The organism is Salipaludibacillus daqingensis (assembly GCF_029891575.1).
In the GTDB taxonomy this organism is placed as follows: domain Bacteria; phylum Bacillota; class Bacilli; order Bacillales; family Salisediminibacteriaceae; genus Salipaludibacillus; species Salipaludibacillus daqingensis.
In genome coordinates, this window is record NZ_JARZHF010000009.1 from 163251 (window position 1) to 179649 (window position 16399).

The 16399-nt window shown below is 37.4% G+C and carries 20 protein-coding genes; 9 read left to right on the plus strand and 11 right to left on the minus strand.

What is annotated here, in order from left to right; all coding sequences use genetic code 11:
• Positions 1-15: 15 nt before the first annotated feature.
• Positions 16-801 carry a uroporphyrinogen-III C-methyltransferase gene (gene cobA, locus QDN89_RS17370; protein WP_280771429.1) on the plus strand — a complete coding sequence of 262 codons (786 nt, stop codon included), beginning with the start codon at positions 16-18 and terminating at the stop codon, positions 799-801.
• 76 nt (positions 802-877) lie between these two features.
• Here the strand turns inward: cobA and QDN89_RS17375 are convergent, their stop codons facing one another.
• Together QDN89_RS17375 and QDN89_RS17380 are read right to left on the minus strand one after the other, a co-directional pair.
• Positions 878-1342, minus strand: a complete 465-nt coding sequence (locus QDN89_RS17375; RefSeq protein WP_280771430.1) for a spore coat protein — start codon at positions 1340-1342, stop codon at positions 878-880.
• Positions 1343-1449: 107 nt separating this feature from the next.
• Complete coding sequence (locus QDN89_RS17380; RefSeq protein ID WP_280771431.1) at positions 1450-1656, minus strand: spore coat protein; 207 nt, start codon at positions 1654-1656, stop codon at positions 1450-1452.
• A 190-nt stretch (positions 1657-1846) separates the two neighbouring features.
• Here QDN89_RS17380 and QDN89_RS17385 point away from each other — a divergent pair, with 190 nt between their 5' ends.
• Both QDN89_RS17385 and QDN89_RS17390 read left to right on the plus strand, forming a co-directional pair.
• Positions 1847-2365: a DUF3231 family protein gene (locus QDN89_RS17385; protein ID WP_280771432.1), complete on the plus strand. Its 519-nt coding sequence runs from the start codon at positions 1847-1849 to the stop codon at positions 2363-2365.
• Between the two features lie 269 nt (positions 2366-2634).
• A complete protein-coding gene (locus QDN89_RS17390) occupies positions 2635-3618 on the plus strand; it encodes an acrylyl-CoA reductase family protein (RefSeq protein WP_280771433.1) in 984 nt (327 codons plus the stop codon).
• A 260-nt stretch (positions 3619-3878) separates the two neighbouring features.
• Here QDN89_RS17390 and QDN89_RS17395 read toward each other — a convergent pair whose 3' ends face one another.
• A complete protein-coding gene (locus QDN89_RS17395) occupies positions 3879-4586 on the minus strand; it encodes a YwaF family protein (protein WP_280771434.1) in 708 nt (235 codons plus the stop codon).
• Positions 4587-4622: 36 nt separating this feature from the next.
• On the minus strand, positions 4623-6047 hold the full coding sequence (locus tag QDN89_RS17400) for an amidohydrolase family protein (RefSeq protein ID WP_280771435.1): 1425 nt from the start codon (positions 6045-6047) through the stop codon (positions 4623-4625).
• Between the two features lie 136 nt (positions 6048-6183).
• Between QDN89_RS17400 and QDN89_RS17405 the strand changes: the two genes are divergently transcribed.
• A complete protein-coding gene (locus QDN89_RS17405) occupies positions 6184-7227 on the plus strand; it encodes an outer membrane lipoprotein-sorting protein (protein WP_280771436.1) in 1044 nt (347 codons plus the stop codon).
• Between the two features lie 67 nt (positions 7228-7294).
• On the opposite strand, the gene QDN89_RS17410 is transcribed toward QDN89_RS17405, so the two are convergent.
• The 3 genes from QDN89_RS17410 to QDN89_RS17420 all read right to left on the minus strand — a co-directional run bounded on the left by QDN89_RS17410 (position 7295) and on the right by QDN89_RS17420 (position 8713).
• Entirely contained in the window at positions 7295-7477 is a 183-nt protein-coding gene (locus tag QDN89_RS17410; RefSeq protein ID WP_280771437.1) for a hypothetical protein, read from the minus strand.
• 202 nt (positions 7478-7679) lie between these two features.
• A complete protein-coding gene (locus tag QDN89_RS17415; protein WP_280771438.1) occupies positions 7680-8381 on the minus strand; it encodes a Na-translocating system protein MpsC family protein in 702 nt (233 codons plus the stop codon).
• 131 nt (positions 8382-8512) lie between these two features.
• On the minus strand, positions 8513-8713 hold the full coding sequence (locus QDN89_RS17420) for a hypothetical protein (RefSeq protein ID WP_280771439.1): 201 nt from the start codon (positions 8711-8713) through the stop codon (positions 8513-8515).
• A 314-nt stretch (positions 8714-9027) separates the two neighbouring features.
• On the opposite strand from QDN89_RS17420, the gene QDN89_RS17425 reads away from it, so the two are divergent.
• Positions 9028-9435: a VOC family protein gene (locus QDN89_RS17425; protein ID WP_280771440.1), complete on the plus strand. Its 408-nt coding sequence runs from the start codon at positions 9028-9030 to the stop codon at positions 9433-9435.
• 67 nt (positions 9436-9502) lie between these two features.
• Here the strand turns inward: QDN89_RS17425 and QDN89_RS17430 are convergent, their stop codons facing one another.
• Together QDN89_RS17430 and QDN89_RS17435 are read right to left on the minus strand one after the other, a co-directional pair.
• Complete coding sequence (locus QDN89_RS17430; RefSeq protein WP_280771441.1) at positions 9503-10426, minus strand: superoxide dismutase; 924 nt, start codon at positions 10424-10426, stop codon at positions 9503-9505.
• Between the two features lie 137 nt (positions 10427-10563).
• Positions 10564-10767 carry a hypothetical protein gene (locus tag QDN89_RS17435; RefSeq protein ID WP_280771442.1) on the minus strand — a complete coding sequence of 68 codons (204 nt, stop codon included), beginning with the start codon at positions 10765-10767 and terminating at the stop codon, positions 10564-10566.
• Positions 10768-11093: 326 nt separating this feature from the next.
• Between QDN89_RS17435 and QDN89_RS17440 the strand changes: the two genes are divergently transcribed.
• The gene (locus QDN89_RS17440; protein WP_280771443.1) at positions 11094-11939 is read left to right on the plus strand and encodes an SDR family oxidoreductase; all 846 of its coding nucleotides are present in this window, start codon (positions 11094-11096) and stop codon (positions 11937-11939) included.
• A 95-nt stretch (positions 11940-12034) separates the two neighbouring features.
• On the opposite strand, the gene QDN89_RS17445 is transcribed toward QDN89_RS17440, so the two are convergent.
• Positions 12035-13552, minus strand: a complete 1518-nt coding sequence (locus tag QDN89_RS17445; protein WP_425335422.1) for a BCCT family transporter — start codon at positions 13550-13552, stop codon at positions 12035-12037.
• A 240-nt stretch (positions 13553-13792) separates the two neighbouring features.
• On the opposite strand from QDN89_RS17445, the gene QDN89_RS17450 reads away from it, so the two are divergent.
• The 3 genes from QDN89_RS17450 to QDN89_RS17460 all read left to right on the plus strand — a co-directional run bounded on the left by QDN89_RS17450 (position 13793) and on the right by QDN89_RS17460 (position 15026).
• Positions 13793-14125 carry a YuzC family spore coat inner layer protein gene (locus QDN89_RS17450; RefSeq protein ID WP_280771445.1) on the plus strand — a complete coding sequence of 111 codons (333 nt, stop codon included), beginning with the start codon at positions 13793-13795 and terminating at the stop codon, positions 14123-14125.
• A gap of 250 nt (positions 14126-14375) precedes the next feature.
• Positions 14376-14792 carry a potassium channel family protein gene (locus tag QDN89_RS17455; protein WP_280771446.1) on the plus strand — a complete coding sequence of 139 codons (417 nt, stop codon included), beginning with the start codon at positions 14376-14378 and terminating at the stop codon, positions 14790-14792.
• Positions 14793-14870: 78 nt separating this feature from the next.
• Positions 14871-15026 (plus strand): DUF1540 domain-containing protein, encoded by a 156-nt coding sequence (locus QDN89_RS17460; protein WP_280771447.1) that lies wholly within the window; start codon positions 14871-14873, stop codon positions 15024-15026.
• A 503-nt stretch (positions 15027-15529) separates the two neighbouring features.
• Here the strand turns inward: QDN89_RS17460 and QDN89_RS17470 are convergent.
• A complete protein-coding gene (locus QDN89_RS17470; RefSeq protein ID WP_280771449.1) occupies positions 15530-16339 on the minus strand; it encodes an AAC(3) family N-acetyltransferase in 810 nt (269 codons plus the stop codon).
• Between the last annotated feature and the right edge of the window lie 60 nt (positions 16340-16399).

The window sequence follows — 16399 nt, forward strand, 5'->3', positions numbered from 1 at the left end:
GAGAGGGGTACGAAAATGAATAGGAGTGGAACCGTATTTTTCGTAGGAGCAGGTCCAGGTGACCCTGAATTAATGACAATAAAAGGGGCAAATGCATTAAAAAAAGCCGATGTGATAGTATACGATCGATTGGTAAACACGAAACTATTAGAGTACGCTAAGCCATTAGTTGAATTAATTTATTGTGGAAAAATGCCTGATAAACACCTCATTCCACAAAAGCAAATTAATAAAATATTAGTGGAAAAAGCTTTGAAAGGAAAAACAGTCGTCCGCTTAAAAGGTGGAGATCCTAGTATCTTCGGTCGTGTAGGGGAAGAGGCCGAACACTGTGTAGATCATGGCATTTCTTTTGAAGTTGTCCCTGGAATTACATCTGGAATTTCTGCTTCTATGTATGCGGGTATCCCCTTAACTCACCGTGATTTCAGCTCTTCATGCGCGTTTATTACCGGTCACAAAGGGACAAACAATGAAAGAAAGGAAATTCAATGGGAGACACTCTCAACGTCTGTTGACACTCTCGTGTTTTATATGGGTGTTGGCAACATCAAAATGATTCAAGAACAACTTTTATTTCACGGAAGACCCGCACATACTCCTGTAGCTCTTGTCCGCTGGGGGACAACAAAAAATCAAGAAACTTTAACAGGAACTTTAGAGAATATTTCTCAGAAAGTAGCTGAATCAACATTTCGTTCTCCCGCAATCATCGTCGTTGGTGAAGTGGTAAAATTAAGAGAGAAATTAGCTTGGTTTAAAGAGCATAAAACCGAATCATACCAACTAGCTGAAGCATAAATGAACTTTTAATAAAAAATAAAGATGCACACAATAAACGTGTGCATCTTTTTACATAGTAATTTTTAGAAAGGCATTACAAAATGTCTAACCTTACAATTAGCGCTAATAGTAATTGTAAAAGAATTTGAATATTCACTGATACTTGTGTATCTGTCGTTTTTACATCTACATTACGAGAGTTTTCGACAACTGTTTTCTGGAAAGTCATTTGCTTTGTTTTTGCTGTTTGTAAAAGGTCTTGAGTCACTTTTTCTGCTTTACTGCTATCGGCAATCGAGATATTAATGACCAATGCAATAGCCGCTTGTAATGCTGCTTGCAATGAAACAGCTGCTTTCGTATCTGTTGTAGAAACTGTAATGTCACAAGAATCCTTTATAAAAATATATTCTTCGGACGTTTGCACTGTTTTATTTACTTGATCAGCTGCTTGAGTATCATCTGTTTGCATTGTAGGATGGCACTGATCAGGATCTAACGCAGACCATTCGCTCCTTTTTGACTTGTCATTACCTGAATAATAAATTTCTTGGTTCATGTTCATCCTCCTTTCAGTTACGATAGCTTATGCATCATATCCTCATTTGCATGGACAGCTGGCTGAAGACATTTCACTATTTTGAGAAAGTAATTACCCGTGTAATCTTATCTCCTTTGATTTGGGACATTGTGTTCGGTATACGTTTTATTTGCTTGTTCACTAAATTTTTCCACATCTTCTTGTAATTTTTGTACGACTTCTTTTAATCGTTTTTTGTCCTCAAGAGAGAGGTTTCTGTCTTTTTCTACTCCGTGCTTCGTTAATACTTGATCGACCATTAAATCGAGCAATTGCTGTTGTGTTTTATCCACCTTGACACTTCCTTTACTCATTTAGTATTAGATTATGTCCACCGTTTTTTTATGGTGATAATGAACGTGCGGATTGTGATAGGATTAATTACTATTTTTCCCAAGGATAAGTACTCATAACATCCATATATTAAGGAATGTGGTCATTATTTCAGAGAAGGACCATATTTATAAAATAAGGAGGATGAAGATGGGTATATTGAGCGGAAATCAAAAAAATGAACCAATGCATTACGGTGAAATATTTAGTACTTGGACGTATTCAACGACTGCGAAATCAGTCAAGTCCATGTATCAACTTTATGAGAATCATTGTGGTGATGACGATCTGAAAAAAAATATACGTCAATTAATCGACCAAGTAAGTCAAGAAGAGCAGCAAGTAGATCAATTGCTCAAAGAAAATGGGATTGGATTACCTCCAAGTCCAGCTGAAAGACCTAAAGCTTCACTTGAAGAAATCCCTCCAGGGGCAAAGATGACCGATCAAGATATTTCCTGGCAAGTTTCTACAGACCTTGCAGCTGGACTTCTTGCCTGTAGTAAAGCAATGGCACAAAGCACGAGAGAAGATATTGCCATAATGTATGGACAATTCCACCAAGACAAAGCACAATCCGCTTTAAAAATGCTCAGGCTTAACAAAGAAAAAGGTTGGTTAGTTCCACCGCCATTAGAAGTTGGAACACCAAAAGAACAAATGATTTAAACATTTCTCCTCCCGTTTTGTCGGGAGGAGTTTTTTCCTTTGGCATGAGACTACTTATGTTGAAAAATGATTTATGTAATCGAGTTTATAGGGGGAATATTTATGTTTTTTCATATGAAGGAATTGTGAAGTGAAAACATCTAGACCTGATAATCGACAGAGGAAGAATAATTTTGACACTTTCGTAGCCTTCCTCCCCCTAGACAGGTGAACCTTAACAAGTCACAATAATAATATATAATCATATACTCAGGGGAGGTTCTATCTATATGACTCAGTCATTTAAAGCATTAGTAGCCAATGAAAACGGTGAAATAAATATTGCAGATCGAACATTTGCAGACTTACCTTCAGGTGAAGTCACCATTCGGGTTCATTACTCCGGAGTGAACTTCAAAGATGGACTAGCATCACTTAATCCAAAATCAAAAGTATCAGATAAATATCCTCACGTACCGGGAATTGATTTAGCTGGGGAAGTAGTTGACTCCAAAGATGATCAATTCCGTGTTGGTGACCTTGTTATTGTCACGAGCTATGAACTTGGCGTAGGCCATGACGGTGGTTTTAGTGAATATGCCTGCGTCCCTGCCAAATGGGTCGTTGCATTACCAAAAGGACTAACGACAAGAGAAGCAATGATCATTGGTACTGCTGGTTTCACTGCAGCCTTATCGATTCACCGATTGGAACAAAGAGGATTGACTCAAGATGAAGAACCAATTCTAGTTACTGGAGCTACGGGTGGTGTCGGAAGTATGGCTGTATCCATGCTTTCGAAACGAGGCTATTCCGTAACGGCAAGTACTGGGAAAAAATCCGAGCACCCATATTTAAAAAACCTTGGAGCTCATTCTATTATTGACCGAGAAGAAGTGACACCTGAAAAAATCAGACCGCTTCAAAGACAACGTTGGGCTGCTGCAATTGATCCAACTGGCGGAAAACCACTGGCTTCCATATTAAGTGCGACTAAACAAGGGGGAGCTGTTGCTGTCAGTGGATTAACTGCTGGTGTTGAAATTCCAACAACCGTTATGCCATTTATTTTAAGAGGAGTTGACCTCCTTGGAATTGATTCAGGTTATTGTCCAATGCCCTTGCGTCAAAAGGTCTGGGATAGAACAGCTACAGACCTTAAACCAGATCATTTAGATGACATCGCAACAGAAATTGGTTTTGAAGAACTACCAAATGCGTTGAGTGAGATATTACAAGGTAACGTTCGAGGTAGGTATTTACTTAAACTATAATGATTTTAGTGTTTGGAAGAACCTGATTTGATTTGATGAAGCCTTTTTTGGCCAAGTCAGGTTCTTTTTAGTTTTGATTTCTACTTCGATGGTTTACTGCCTTTCATCGCTGACCCTCTCGTTCGTCGGGCACTATGACCATCCTTTACTTCCCTTCGCTCGGCTGATAGCAAATAAAAGGAGCTATCTAACTCGATTACTGCCTAGCAATTTTCTTGTCAGTAAATCATATAACTGCTAAACCTAATACTAATTCCCAATTAGGTACGGCGGTTTTTTTGCCCAAATATTAGCCAGAGCAAAAGGAAAAAAGCAAGCGCTGCAAATTCCATCCCTAAAATATACCACGGATGCGGTCCTAAAAAGTCTAACAAACTTCCACCAGAAGGCTTTCGCATAATAAACCAGTAGTTGCCTCCGACTAGAACATTGATGAAGTAAATTAACGGTAGTAAGATATTTAGAAACAACATCGTTCTCATCACACTCGTAAGTGTGAATGAAAAGCCACGACACCACAAAAAGTAAAAAGCAACCCAAATTACCATCATATGTGTGTAGAAAAAATGCCAAAATACAAAATGCGGAAACCCAAAACTTAAAACCGGTGTAATCATTGCCTGCAATGCACCACCTATTCCTGCTAAAAAGACAATTTCAAACACCAGTTTACTTCTAGTAAAAAGGAGTACAATGACAAAAATGATACTAAAATTACTTAATTGAAGAGGTAAAGCATGGCTAGCATCCCACTTATCTGTCACAACCATCCAAAGTTGATAACTTACTTCGAACAAAATCAAGGTGATAGCCAACAGCCATTCCAACCAGCGCGTTTCTCCTCCCCTCAATTTTTTCCGAGACAAATACAAGGCCATGATCCCTCCAAGGAGGATAGCGACTACAATAGCATGCTCTATGGAATACATCTTAAATGGGACTTCTGCCGCTACTTCACCAAACCACACTGGTCTTCCCTTCTTTCTTAGTCGTTTTTTATCTTTTTATAATTCCCCTCTCTGCATCATGCCAATGACTGGAGAGTGACTTTGAAAATCGGCACTTGCTCGATCACTTAAGCTCTCTGCTGCTTTTTGTGCTTCTCTCACTTTTTCTTTTTCATTTAAAGTGTTGATCTCCCTATCTTTCATAATAAACTTCCCGTCTACCATGACATGTTCCACTTCACTCCCGTTCGCTGAGTAAACCAAATTAGGGACAATGTTCCTTACTGGTTTTCTAATAACAGGACTCATCGAAGGCGATTCTAAATCGATAAAGATTATATCTGCTTTTTTTCCAACTTCAATGGAACCAACTTCATGGTCTAACCCTACCGCTTTTGCTGACTCAATTGTTGCTAACCTTAACGCTTTCGTTGCAGGAAACGTTGCTGGGTTTTGCGTTTTCACTTTATTTAAGATGGATACAAATTTCATTTCATTAAAGAGATTGTTACAATTGTTCCCTGGCGCTTGATCCGATCCTAGTGCTGCCTTTCCACCAGCTTCTAAAAACTCCAATATAGGAGGAACAATGCCATCAATAATACCAATGCTTCCCGAACAATTAATCATCGATGCACCAGATTGCGCAACAACTGCTGTTTCAGACTTGGTAGCTTCCGTTAAATGAACGGCTAATAAACGATCGTTTAAAAATCCATTTTCTTCTAAAAAGGGGATCGAACGTTTCCTATATCGCATATTCATCTGATGAATTTCTCTGTCGCCTTGGCATACGTGCATATGTAGTTTTGTATCATACTTCTCTGCTTGATGCTGAACTTCCTTCAATAATTCAAGGCTCATCATATCCGGTCCATGGGGACCAAATAACACGGTCACTTTTCCATTATTTTCTCCATCCCAATTTTTCATCAAATCAATATTATTTTGAAGCTTCTTCTCTCCTATCGTTGATTCAAACGGATAAAGCTCACCTCTAGGTAAATCCCCAATATCTTTCGGGATTTCATTGATCATTTCAGCTAGCCTAGCCCTTGCACCTATTTCGACATAATTGTTCACTAGCGTCGTCATATTAGCATCATAATCACAAAAAGTTGTCGTCCCTGCTTTGACCCCCTCCATAATGTTTAGCATCGAACCTTTTCTCTGATCATCATCTTTCACATGTTTCATAAATGGCCAAAGTCCTTCTTCCATCCAATTCCCCATGTCTTGAGCCACGCCACGTAAGATCGCTAAACCCGAGTGAATATGAGCATCAATGAATCCTGGCATCACTAATTTCCCTTTAGATTCGTGGATTTCTTCAGCCTGGCATCCTTTCATTACTTCTTCCGTTTTACCTACTTGTACAATACGATTCCCTTTAATGGCAACCGCTCCATCTTCTATCATACCAACTCCTGATCCACTCATTGTCATAACATGTGCATGTCTTATTATTAAATCAACTTTCATCTGATTCCTCCTTTTCAGAACAAAACGAAGAAGTTTTCCCTTTTTTTAAGAAAAAATCCTGTTTTTCCCTTTTGTTTCAAGTATAATAGACAGTTGAAATAAAGAAAACTATTTTCAGATTTATAGGGGGATCAATATGAAACGGAACATTTTTCTTTTCGGTAGCTTCTCATTCGCTTTTTTGCTATCTGCCTGCGCTGTCGAAGATACGGAGCAAATCGTCGAAAATGCAGTAGCCGCTCAGGAAGATTTGGAGAGTTACTATGCTGAAGTCACTAGTTCCTTTGTTTTTGACGGAGAAGAAGAAACGATGAATTACAAAGAGTGGATTATCAAACCTGATCACTACAGAACAGAAATGGATGATGGGCATATTTTTGTTTCAGATGGAGAGCAGTCTTGGTCTTATGACGAAGAAAACAATACGGTGATGGTAAATGAGAACATCAGTGAAGAATTGCCTGATGAAACACCAGATGAATCAGATATGATTCGTCAAATGTTAACAGAGATGCTGAACTCAAATGAGGTTATTGCGGAAGGAAAAGAAACAATTGCTGACCGCTCTACTTTTCATCTTTCTCTAACTCCAATAGAGGATAAGGAAGATTCTATTTATAGCAACAACTATGAAATCTGGATTGACGAAGAAACATATTTACCTTTGAAAATGATATGGGAAGATGATGACTTCCGTTCTGAAACGATTTATCACCACATCGAATACAATATCGATATAGATATGGAAAAGTTTACTTTTGATATACCAGAAGACGCAGAGATTCAATCAATGGACAATTATATGCCTGAAAGCCTTACGCTTGACGAATTAGATGAAGCTACTGATTTTGACTTACCTGACTTTGATGGCATTCCGGAAAGTTATCAATTCCAAGATGCTATGCAGTTCGACAATGTCAATGAAAGCATGATTGAGTTTATCGATAACTCAGGGAACTACTTGATGCTTTCGTTATTCAAAGAAGGAGACAGTCATCCTATAGAGAATGATGATTCTGAGGAAGACGTGGAGATAGGACGCTATGAAGGATCATATTCATACATGTATGATATGCAGTTTCTTCGCTGGGATACAGGTCAATTCACTATAGAATTGATAGCTTCAGATGATGAACTGTCTCAAGACGAATTAATTGAAATTGCAGAAGGAATAAGATAATTAATAAATAATGACAATTATTTTAAGCTGACTAGAGTCGGCTTTTTTCTTTTATATAATGATTATTTTATTGACACGCCATCATTTTAATCGAACAATCTGGGTACTTCCCTTTCATGTCTTCATAAAAATATATTTTGCTTTCTTCTGAAGAAAAATTAATCTCCATTATATCTTCTTCAACCTCACCTGAAGATACTGTCCTCACATTGCCTAACTGGTCCAATACAATCACCTTAAATTTTTTCATATAAATAACCTCCTCTTGTAAATATTTATTTATATTTGTTATACCCGGTTTATATAAACTTAATCATCGTAAAAGTATGATATGTTTTGGTAATTTTTTTTGATCTTTTTATCCTTTCCCTAATGTCGTACTATGAGGCATTGGTTCTAAAACATCCCATAAAAACTAAAAAACAGCCTAACGATATCGGCTGTTTTTGTCTTTATTCTTTTTTAGCCCCAGTAACAAAAATAAAATAACCAATGTCCTCTGAAAAATCCCACTCTACAAACGTATCAAGAATTTTTCGATCGATAATTTTTTCTAACCGTTGTTGATCAACTATCGCTTTTTCCATTGGACGTTTTGTAATTTTCAACTCTTTCACAAAGTCATTTTTAATCAGTTCTTGCTCAATGGTAACTAAGATTCCAGTTCTTTTTGTAAGTATTGTTCGTTCATTTAGCCAAAATACTTCTGTTTTTTCAGGCATCTTTTGCCCTTTTTGACTAGCTCTATTAATTTCTTCATAGAACTTTTCTTCCTCCACTTTAGATAATCCTGAATCACCTAATGTTGGCTGGACATCTTTAATCCAACCAAATACGATACCAGTACGGTTATCTAGATTCCAATCGTAATGAAGTTTTCCTATGTCAATGCCAGCAATGACTTTTAATTCTTTTTGTATTTCAGGTATCAACTCTTGCATCAAGACATCCCGAGTTTCTTCTAATCGTTTACGTTCTCCTTTATCTAGCAACACACGTTCCATTGGCGCTAAAAAATCGCGTAAGTAAACCGTAATATATGGATTATTTATCGTAACGTAAACAGAAGTTGGCCCTTTTCCAAATTTTTCTCTTAGCAAACGTCCCATATAGCTTGATATTTGCGAGTAAATGTTCGACTCATTATTTTTCATATATTCCCACAACCTTAGTAAATTAATATTAGAATCCCTAAAAATACATAAATATCGTGTGTTGGTTGTCTATGTCTATAATTATACTCAAATCTGCTAATAAATCATAGGTGCATTCTTCATGGTGGAACTTAAATTCCTTGCGGTTTCGCTGCCAAAATATTACAGAATTCGCACTCCTCATAATTCCCCTCTATTTTTAACCTTTCAATATAGGTTAAATCGATAGTGAATTCCCTTTTATCTACATGTGTATCATTAAAACGGCACTTATCGTTTGCATACGTTGTGCGATGAATAGATTTTTTTTCATGATCAACTAAGTATTTCATCTCATTCCCCTTTCAAAACTAAAAACAAAAAAGCCGAAAAGGATACACACACCTTGCGCGTAAATCCTTTTCGGCTTATGCACGGCTCTTTTGTCCGAGTCATTCCCACCTATTAATAAATGATGTTTATATTTTGATAATTAATTTGTATGATTTCTCTATTATTCTCAGAAACACTATCGTTTTCCAAGCATAGTCAATGCTACAGGATAATTTAAATAAATTCAACCCCCCCCCTCTACTTAAAACACTTCGTATAGTATGATAAAATGACACGCAAACAATGTCATCACTTCATAAAGGAGATATTTATTATGATTAAAGGACTTGCTCACATTGCATTAACAGTAAGTGATATGGAATCATCTCTTCGGTTTTATCGGGATATTCTTGGTCTAAAACATGTTTTTGACGTTAAAGATAAAGAAGGAAATCCTTGGATTGAGTATATTCAAGTTGGCCCTCAGCAATTTATTGAACTTTTTCACGGGGGTGAAAACGACCATGAACCATTAGAAAAAGAGATCGGTGTTCACCACCTTTGTATTCGTGTTGACGACATCGATGGTATAGCGGATCATTTAAAATCACATGGTATCACTCTTGAAGTACCTCCCAAACGTGGTATTGGTCAAAATTATCAATGCTGGGTGAGAGACCCTGATGGAAATCGAATCGAATTCCTTTATCCTGACGATGATTCTCCTCATATGGCCGAGTAAGATCTACTACGAGAAGCATGAAAGATAATTCCAATAGTAAGACAAAGCGAACAGATGAATTCTTCCGCTAGAAAGGCTCCCATTTAATCAATCGAGCTTTTTCATACCGCTCATTTACGTTGTTCCAATTTATAATTTTCCAAAATTCATCAACGTATGATTTCCGGTCATTTTTATATTGTAAATAGTAAGCATGCTCCCAAACATCAAGGCCTAGTAATGGAATCATATCTTGCTGACTTAGTAGGTGATGGAATTCAGCTTGAAGAATCTCTAATCTCCTTGGTCTTGGTGCCCAAACTAACAAAGCCCAACCTACTCCCTGCACTTTATTAGCAGCTTCGCTAAAGTGTCGTTTAAACGCTGCAAAACTTCCAAAATCCTTATCCATTTGTTTTCTTAATTTCCCGGAAGGTTCTCCGCCACCTTCCGGACTCATATTGCTCCAAAACATCGTGTGCAAGTAATGTCCTGCGCCATGAAAGGCTGCTTCTCTCTCCCAATGCCGAATAAGATCAAAATTAGTGCTTTCTCTCGCTTGTTTCATTTCTAATTCCGCTCGATTCAAACCATCGACGTAACTTTGATGATGTTCTTGATGGTGTAACCGCATAATTTCTTCTTTAATCACTGGTTCTAATGCATCATATCCGTATGGTAGTGGAGGTAATTTATGTTTACCAGGAGCGATAGAAGACGAATTCCCCATGATTGTTTCTTTTCGATCACCACTGGCGACATGATTCCGCCAATTTTCATACGCTCGGTAAACTCGATCAACCTGCTCTTCAAAAGCCCTCTCCAAATTATCATCCTGTTTATCTTCTAAAAGTTTTCCCCTTAATACTTTTAAATTTTCTAATTCATTAAACAGCTCATTATTATCTATTGAAGTACTTTCGCTCGATCGAACTTGCATATTATCTTCCATTTTTGTCATCCATTCATCTACTTCACCTACGTAAGCATGCCAATCCTTACTTGTATCCATATTTTCACTCCTATACATGATTTACAGTATTTTTCACATAATTGAGTCTCCTTGTTTTTCAAGATCATCCTATGTATTAATTTAAAATGGGTGCTTGTTGTTACTGACACAAAAAAAGACTGAAGCTTTATTCAGCTTCAATCTTTTCTATCTGTGGAAGATCGATCTTTTGATTTCGGTTTATTTTTTTGTTTTTGTTCTTCTTCTTCATACTTCACATCTTCAAGTGGAATCTCGTCTACCGGCATCACCGATTGATCTCTTTCCATTTGTTTTTCTCTATCTTTTTTAAATGTGTTTTCTTTCCTACTAGATTCAGTTGTCCTTTCACGTCTATTCATAAGTGAAATTCCTCCTGTACTTTCAATTCAAAACTGTATTTGATTTGTCTAAGATTTGTTAACGTTTTATCGTTTATAGTAAAGTTAATAAAAAGCTTATAACGACGATAGCACCAATTACCATAAGTATTGTTCGAACCATTAATTCTCATCTCCTTAATCTAACGTGATACTTGGATGATTCCCACTGACAGAAAAAAATAAACGGATAACTAAAATCCTATACTTTAGTCTCATTGCTTCACTTAAATTAATGGAACGATTCCTGCATTACGTATCTCCTATATAATAATAAAAAATGAACAACTAGAGGGAGGCATCTCATTATGATTAAAAAACAAACAATCGCTCTTGTCACAGGAGCTAATTCTGGTATGGGGAAAGCCACAGCATTTGCATTGGCTAATCAAGACTCCCAAGTTATCATGTTATGCAGAAACGAGGTCAAAGGAAAACAAGCTCAAGAAGAAATCGTTAATAAAACCGGAAATACGAAAGTTGATCTTCTACTCTGTGACTTTGCTGATCTCACTGATGTTCGACGATTCGCTTCCCATTTCAATAAAACTTACGGTCAGTTAAATGTATTAGTTAACAATGCTGCGATTATTTCTACGAAACGACAAGAATCAAAACAGGGGTATGAGCTTCAATTTGCCGTCAATCATCTAGCACCATTTTTGCTCACAAATCTCTTGATGGACAAATTGATTGGAGGTGCTCCAGCAAGAATCGTTAATGTGTCCTCAGGAGCGTATAAATTTGGGCGTCTCCACTTTGACGACCTGCAATCTGAAAAGAAATATCGGACTTTTAAAGCATATGCACAAACCAAGTTAGCAAATATCTTATTTACTTATGAATTATCTCGTCGTTTCCAAGAAAGGCATGTAACAGCTAATTGCTTGCACCCTGGTGCTGTATCCACTAATTTAGGAATCGATCGAGACACAGGATTTGGTAAAACCATCGTCAAACTCTTAAAACCTTTTTTTAAAACACCTGAAGAAGGTTCACAAACAGCCGTTTATTTAGCCACTTCCGCAGAGATCGAAGACGTTACGGGTAAGTACTTTGAAAACAAAAAAGAAGTGAAAACAAAAGATATCACTCATAACGAAAAGCTTTCATCCCGTTTATGGAGCGTTAGTGAAGAATTAGTAGGACTTTGAACAAATTACCATCTTACGAAAGAAGAGCCAATATTAAAAAACAAGGACTTACCAATCAGCATTGCGAAAGGTCAAGTCCTTGTTTCATATTTATATTAAGCTGCATTTTTCTTTGATTTTTCTTCAATATGAATGATTCCTTGATCACGCGCCATCTTACCTGCAACCCTTGGTGCTAGCCATAGCATAGGTAAAAGAATAAGAGAGACAGGAACAGCTGTAAACACAATAAATGATTGGAGGGCATCGATACTTCCTTGTCCAATAAAGAGAAGAACTGATGCAACAGCCCCCATGATTACTGCCCAAAATACACGAAGACCACTTGGTGGGTTTCCACCACCAGTAACAGCCATTGAAATCGTATAAGACATAGAATCACTTGTCGTGGCAACAAATACAATTGTCACAAGTAAAAATGCTGCAGCTAATGCTGTACCAAATGGAATCTGTTCGACAATAGCTATCATTGCAGCCGGCATTCCTCCACTTTCAAGTGGCCCCGATACAGACCCTTCTGTTTGTAACTCATAAAAGATTCCTGAACCACCAACCACGGAGAACCAGAAGTTCGTGACAATAGGTGCAATAATCGCAACTGCTGTAACTAACTGGCGAATCGTTCGACCTCTAGAGATTCTGCTAATAAAAATAGCCATCATTGGACCGTAACCGATAAACCAACCCCAGAAAAAGATTGTCCAGAATGATAACCATTCTGCATCGCCACGATATAAACTATTTACAAAGAAATCATTTATATAAACCCCAAATGATCCAACAAATGAATCAAAAATAAATGCGCCTGGTCCTAATAAAAGAACGAGTACTATGAGAATAAATGTGAAAATAACGTTGAAGCGACTTAAGATTTGAATTCCTTTGTGGACGCCTGTCACTGCAGAAATCGTTGCAATTGTAATAAGTCCAAAAATAATGAGCAATTGTGTCAAGAACGTGTTTGGAATTCCAAATAAAGAATCTAACCCATATGCAGCTTGAAGCCCAAGAAATCCTATCGGACCAATCGTACCAGCAGCTACTGCAATAATAGAAAAAGCATCAACTAAAGTGCCTAGTACACTTTTTTCCATAATCTTTTCTCCAAAGATTGGATAAAGAAGAGTACGTGGCTTAAGTGGCATCCCTTTGTGAAAATGACCATACATCATCACAATGGCGCTCAATGTACCTAAAATTGCCCATGCAAGAAATCCCCAATCTAAGAATGACTGTGTAAGAGCTGGAACAACCGCTTCTTGCGTACCAGAAGCAACATCATCATACATAGGTGGTGTCGATAAGAAATGGTACATCGGCTCTGCGGCTGCCCAAAAGACTCCACCTCCAGCTAATAATGTACACATAATAATGGAAATCCATTTGAATGTGCTCATTTCAGGTTTGTCCAATTTGCCTAGTTTGACTCTTCCATATTTTGAAAAAGCGATCGCTAATGCAATTAAGAAAGTAAGTAACATTAGCACCTGCCAAAATGCTCCGAAAAACGTTGCCGAAAATTCAAATGATATATTTACTAAGTTCCCTACCATTTCAGCATTAAAAATAGATGCGAGGACGAACACAAGAAGTAGTCCCCCACTAATAGCCATTACTGGCCAGTCAATTTTACTTTGATATTTCAAAATTAGCCTCCTAAAAAAGATTATATACAGATTTTTATCATGTCGAAATCACATAAGTTTTTATTATAAAGAAAAAGAACTATAATTTCAACGAACAATATTTGTAAGTGACGTTTTTTCATCTAAACATTGTAAAAGCCCTATGCAAACCATAACCGATCAATCGCATATGCTATAAAAAAATGATTGAAAGGTGGGTTCTTTTGGATGTTTTACTACCCTTTGTACACATCTATCGGTTATCGTAATCCATATCCCCCTGTGAACATATCGATTTTTCAAGAATCTTTACAAATGTCCCCTCAACTCCTCCAACAAGCGATACAATTTATGAATCAACTTAATCAATCACCAGAAAATATTCACGATTTAATGGAAGCTGCACAGGCCGGACAGGATGAGGAAGTGGATAAAATTACGAACCAAGCTTCGGGGGACCTAGATGTTAAAACTTCTTATACACCGATGTCTGTTACATTTCGTTTGACACACGACGACATCCCATGTTGTACACTTACATTGAACTTAATATGGGGGTGAAATTGATTCTAACTTTCTCTTTTTATCGATAAGAGGTTGCACAATTTCATATCGAGCTTCACACAGTAAAGGCCACTTATATGTGGCTTTTTTTCAATTTCTTTCTCAGATATCCCATTTCTAGCTGTTGTGATTGTGCTTTCAGGGTCTTCAACCTCAATTAATTCCTCTTCATTTATAGCGAAAAGAATTGTTTATTGCTTTGCATAAAGGGAAGCAGTTTTAGAACAGTGAAAGGAGCTATTTTTGAATGCTGACACCCTTGTTAATTGGTTTTACAATTATTTTTGTCATTGGAAATCTTATTTACTTCTTCACAAACAAAACGTATAAAGAAACTTATTTTCACGCTGCCCTTTTCTATAAATTATTTTTTGTTCTTCTCGGCTTAACTTTTGGATTTGCAGGCCTTTACTACTTTTTATCATTGGAAGAAGCCGTATTGAAAATCAATGATCCAACAGATGATTCTGTAGAAGTAACGTTTTGGAACGCACTCTATTTTAGTGGAGTAACGATGCTTTCAGTCGGTTATGGTGACCTTGTTCCTGTTGGAAGTGCCAGATTTTTTTCCCTTATTCAAGCTAGTCTCGGATTATTACTCCCTGCTGCGTGTTTTCTAAAGGCCTTTGGACAATCAAACGACAAAAAATACGACAACAACTGAAAATAACCAATTTTTTTTACACGAATGATCCTTTCCCGGTTCGTAAAAACTATTGATATGAGAGGGGGGGGATTGCTGATGGCTGTTGACGTTCTTTGCGAAGTTAACAACTGTGTCTATTGGGCAAACGGAAATAAGTGTGCCGCAGATCAAATATACGTTGTGAGCCACACAGGACATGAAGCATCAAACCAAGAAGAAACAGATTGCAAAACATTCGAACCCGAATATTAACGGTGGCAACAGTTTTGCAAATCTCTTTCGACTCTAAGAAATCAGCCTGACGCTTTAACATCATTCTCATTTTAGAAAATCATCATTGATGGGGGGAGGCAGGGTTCTTTCCCCTCTTTTACTAATTCTTTTTCATTCGCCATTTCCCAGGAAATTCTCCTATATTTCTTCTTTATTACTTATTTTCTGCATCAGGAACTACCTTTGTCACCTACTGACGGAGATTATTCCTCGCTTCTCTTACATCCTATGTTAAAATGACAGCTAACATATTTATTAGTGAGAGGAATGACTGTCATTGAAAGATTATCACTGTTGTGCCACTTGCATTCATTTTGTACCTCTTAAAACGAATCACAGAACGAAATTTTACTGTGCTCGTCTAAGGTTTGAAACAAAGTCTCACTATCAATTCAATTGCTGGGAACCAAAAGAACATATTCAACGGTTAATCAATAAAGAAGAAAGGGCATCTCAAAAATAATCCTGAGATGCCCTTATCCTTACCTTGAACGTTTTCTATCTTCTTTAATCGTTTTTGTAGCAAAGTCCACTGCTTCGTTAAGCTTAAATAACCGGCATGTTGCTTGTCCGATCTTTCCTGTTTCAACAATATAATACTTTTCAAATAAGTCCCCTATTTGCTCAAACTGATCATCACTAAACAGTATATCTCGATAATTCTTCCAAACCCTATCACCGTTTTCTTTCATTGGTGCTCCTCTATCCTCGATGATGTTGTTCCGCGCACGATACTCCCCCAAGTGGAAACATGTATTACTGTCATAACTCGTTCCGATAAATAAAACAAACGCCTTCTTTTTATATAACCTAGCTAAAGGTGAGGTTTCGCCTAATCCAAAGTCCAATTTGTGATTAGCAACAATCTCCTGTTTATATCGCCCCCAGGCTGCAAAGGAAAGGGCAGGGTGCTCACTACGAACGACTTCAGGAAATGTGCGAAATAATTCTGGAATGTGACCCATCCTAAACGTTGGTGTCGTATTAGGATCGTAAGGTGGCATCGTCATTCTAATCGTTTCCCACCACTCTTTTGGAACTGGAGGATCTTCCCATTCCTCAGGGTCACTTAAATCCCCACTGTGTGTTGGCATCACAACCGTCCCTTCTTCTGTCACAACGTTCATTAAAGCATGGATAACAGCAACTGCTCCACCGCTCGTCCAACCAAGAGATGAAAGGGAAGAGTGAACCAATACCGTCATTCCTTTCTGCAAACCTAACTGTTTCAATTCCTTTTCGAGCGTTTCCTGTGTATTAAGTTCTTTTGTTTGATTAATTATTTTTTTCATCATTTCTCCCTTTTACCATGTTTGACTTTGTTTCCTTGTTATTTAATGGCTTCCTCAAAC

Bases quoted from the DNA above. Each gene is read 5' to 3' on its own strand.
- cobA (WP_280771429.1), top strand. From the start codon at position 16: ATGAATAGGAGTGGAACCGTATTTTTCGTAGGAGCAGGTCCAGGTGAC.
- QDN89_RS17375 (WP_280771430.1), bottom strand. From the start codon at position 1,342: ATGAACCAAGAAATTTATTATTCAGGTAATGACAAGTCAAAAAGGAGC.
- QDN89_RS17385 (WP_280771432.1), top strand. From the start codon at position 1,847: ATGGGTATATTGAGCGGAAATCAAAAAAATGAACCAATGCATTACGGT.
- QDN89_RS17390 (WP_280771433.1), top strand. From the start codon at position 2,635: ATGACTCAGTCATTTAAAGCATTAGTAGCCAATGAAAACGGTGAAATA.
- QDN89_RS17400 (WP_280771435.1), bottom strand. From the start codon at position 6,047: ATGAAAGTTGATTTAATAATAAGACATGCACATGTTATGACAATGAGT.
- QDN89_RS17405 (WP_280771436.1), top strand. From the start codon at position 6,184: ATGAAACGGAACATTTTTCTTTTCGGTAGCTTCTCATTCGCTTTTTTG.
- QDN89_RS17410 (WP_280771437.1), bottom strand. From the start codon at position 7,477: ATGAAAAAATTTAAGGTGATTGTATTGGACCAGTTAGGCAATGTGAGG.
- QDN89_RS17415 (WP_280771438.1), bottom strand. From the start codon at position 8,381: ATGAAAAATAATGAGTCGAACATTTACTCGCAAATATCAAGCTATATG.
- QDN89_RS17420 (WP_280771439.1), bottom strand. From the start codon at position 8,713: ATGAAATACTTAGTTGATCATGAAAAAAAATCTATTCATCGCACAACG.
- QDN89_RS17425 (WP_280771440.1), top strand. From the start codon at position 9,028: ATGATTAAAGGACTTGCTCACATTGCATTAACAGTAAGTGATATGGAA.
- QDN89_RS17430 (WP_280771441.1), bottom strand. From the start codon at position 10,426: ATGGATACAAGTAAGGATTGGCATGCTTACGTAGGTGAAGTAGATGAA.
- QDN89_RS17435 (WP_280771442.1), bottom strand. From the start codon at position 10,767: ATGAATAGACGTGAAAGGACAACTGAATCTAGTAGGAAAGAAAACACA.
- QDN89_RS17440 (WP_280771443.1), top strand. From the start codon at position 11,094: ATGATTAAAAAACAAACAATCGCTCTTGTCACAGGAGCTAATTCTGGT.
- QDN89_RS17445 (WP_425335422.1), bottom strand. From the start codon at position 13,552: ATGGCTATTAGTGGGGGACTACTTCTTGTGTTCGTCCTCGCATCTATT.
- QDN89_RS17450 (WP_280771445.1), top strand. From the start codon at position 13,793: ATGTTTTACTACCCTTTGTACACATCTATCGGTTATCGTAATCCATAT.
- QDN89_RS17455 (WP_280771446.1), top strand. From the start codon at position 14,376: ATGCTGACACCCTTGTTAATTGGTTTTACAATTATTTTTGTCATTGGA.
- QDN89_RS17460 (WP_280771447.1), top strand. From the start codon at position 14,871: ATGGCTGTTGACGTTCTTTGCGAAGTTAACAACTGTGTCTATTGGGCA.
- QDN89_RS17470 (WP_280771449.1), bottom strand. From the start codon at position 16,339: ATGAAAAAAATAATTAATCAAACAAAAGAACTTAATACACAGGAAACG.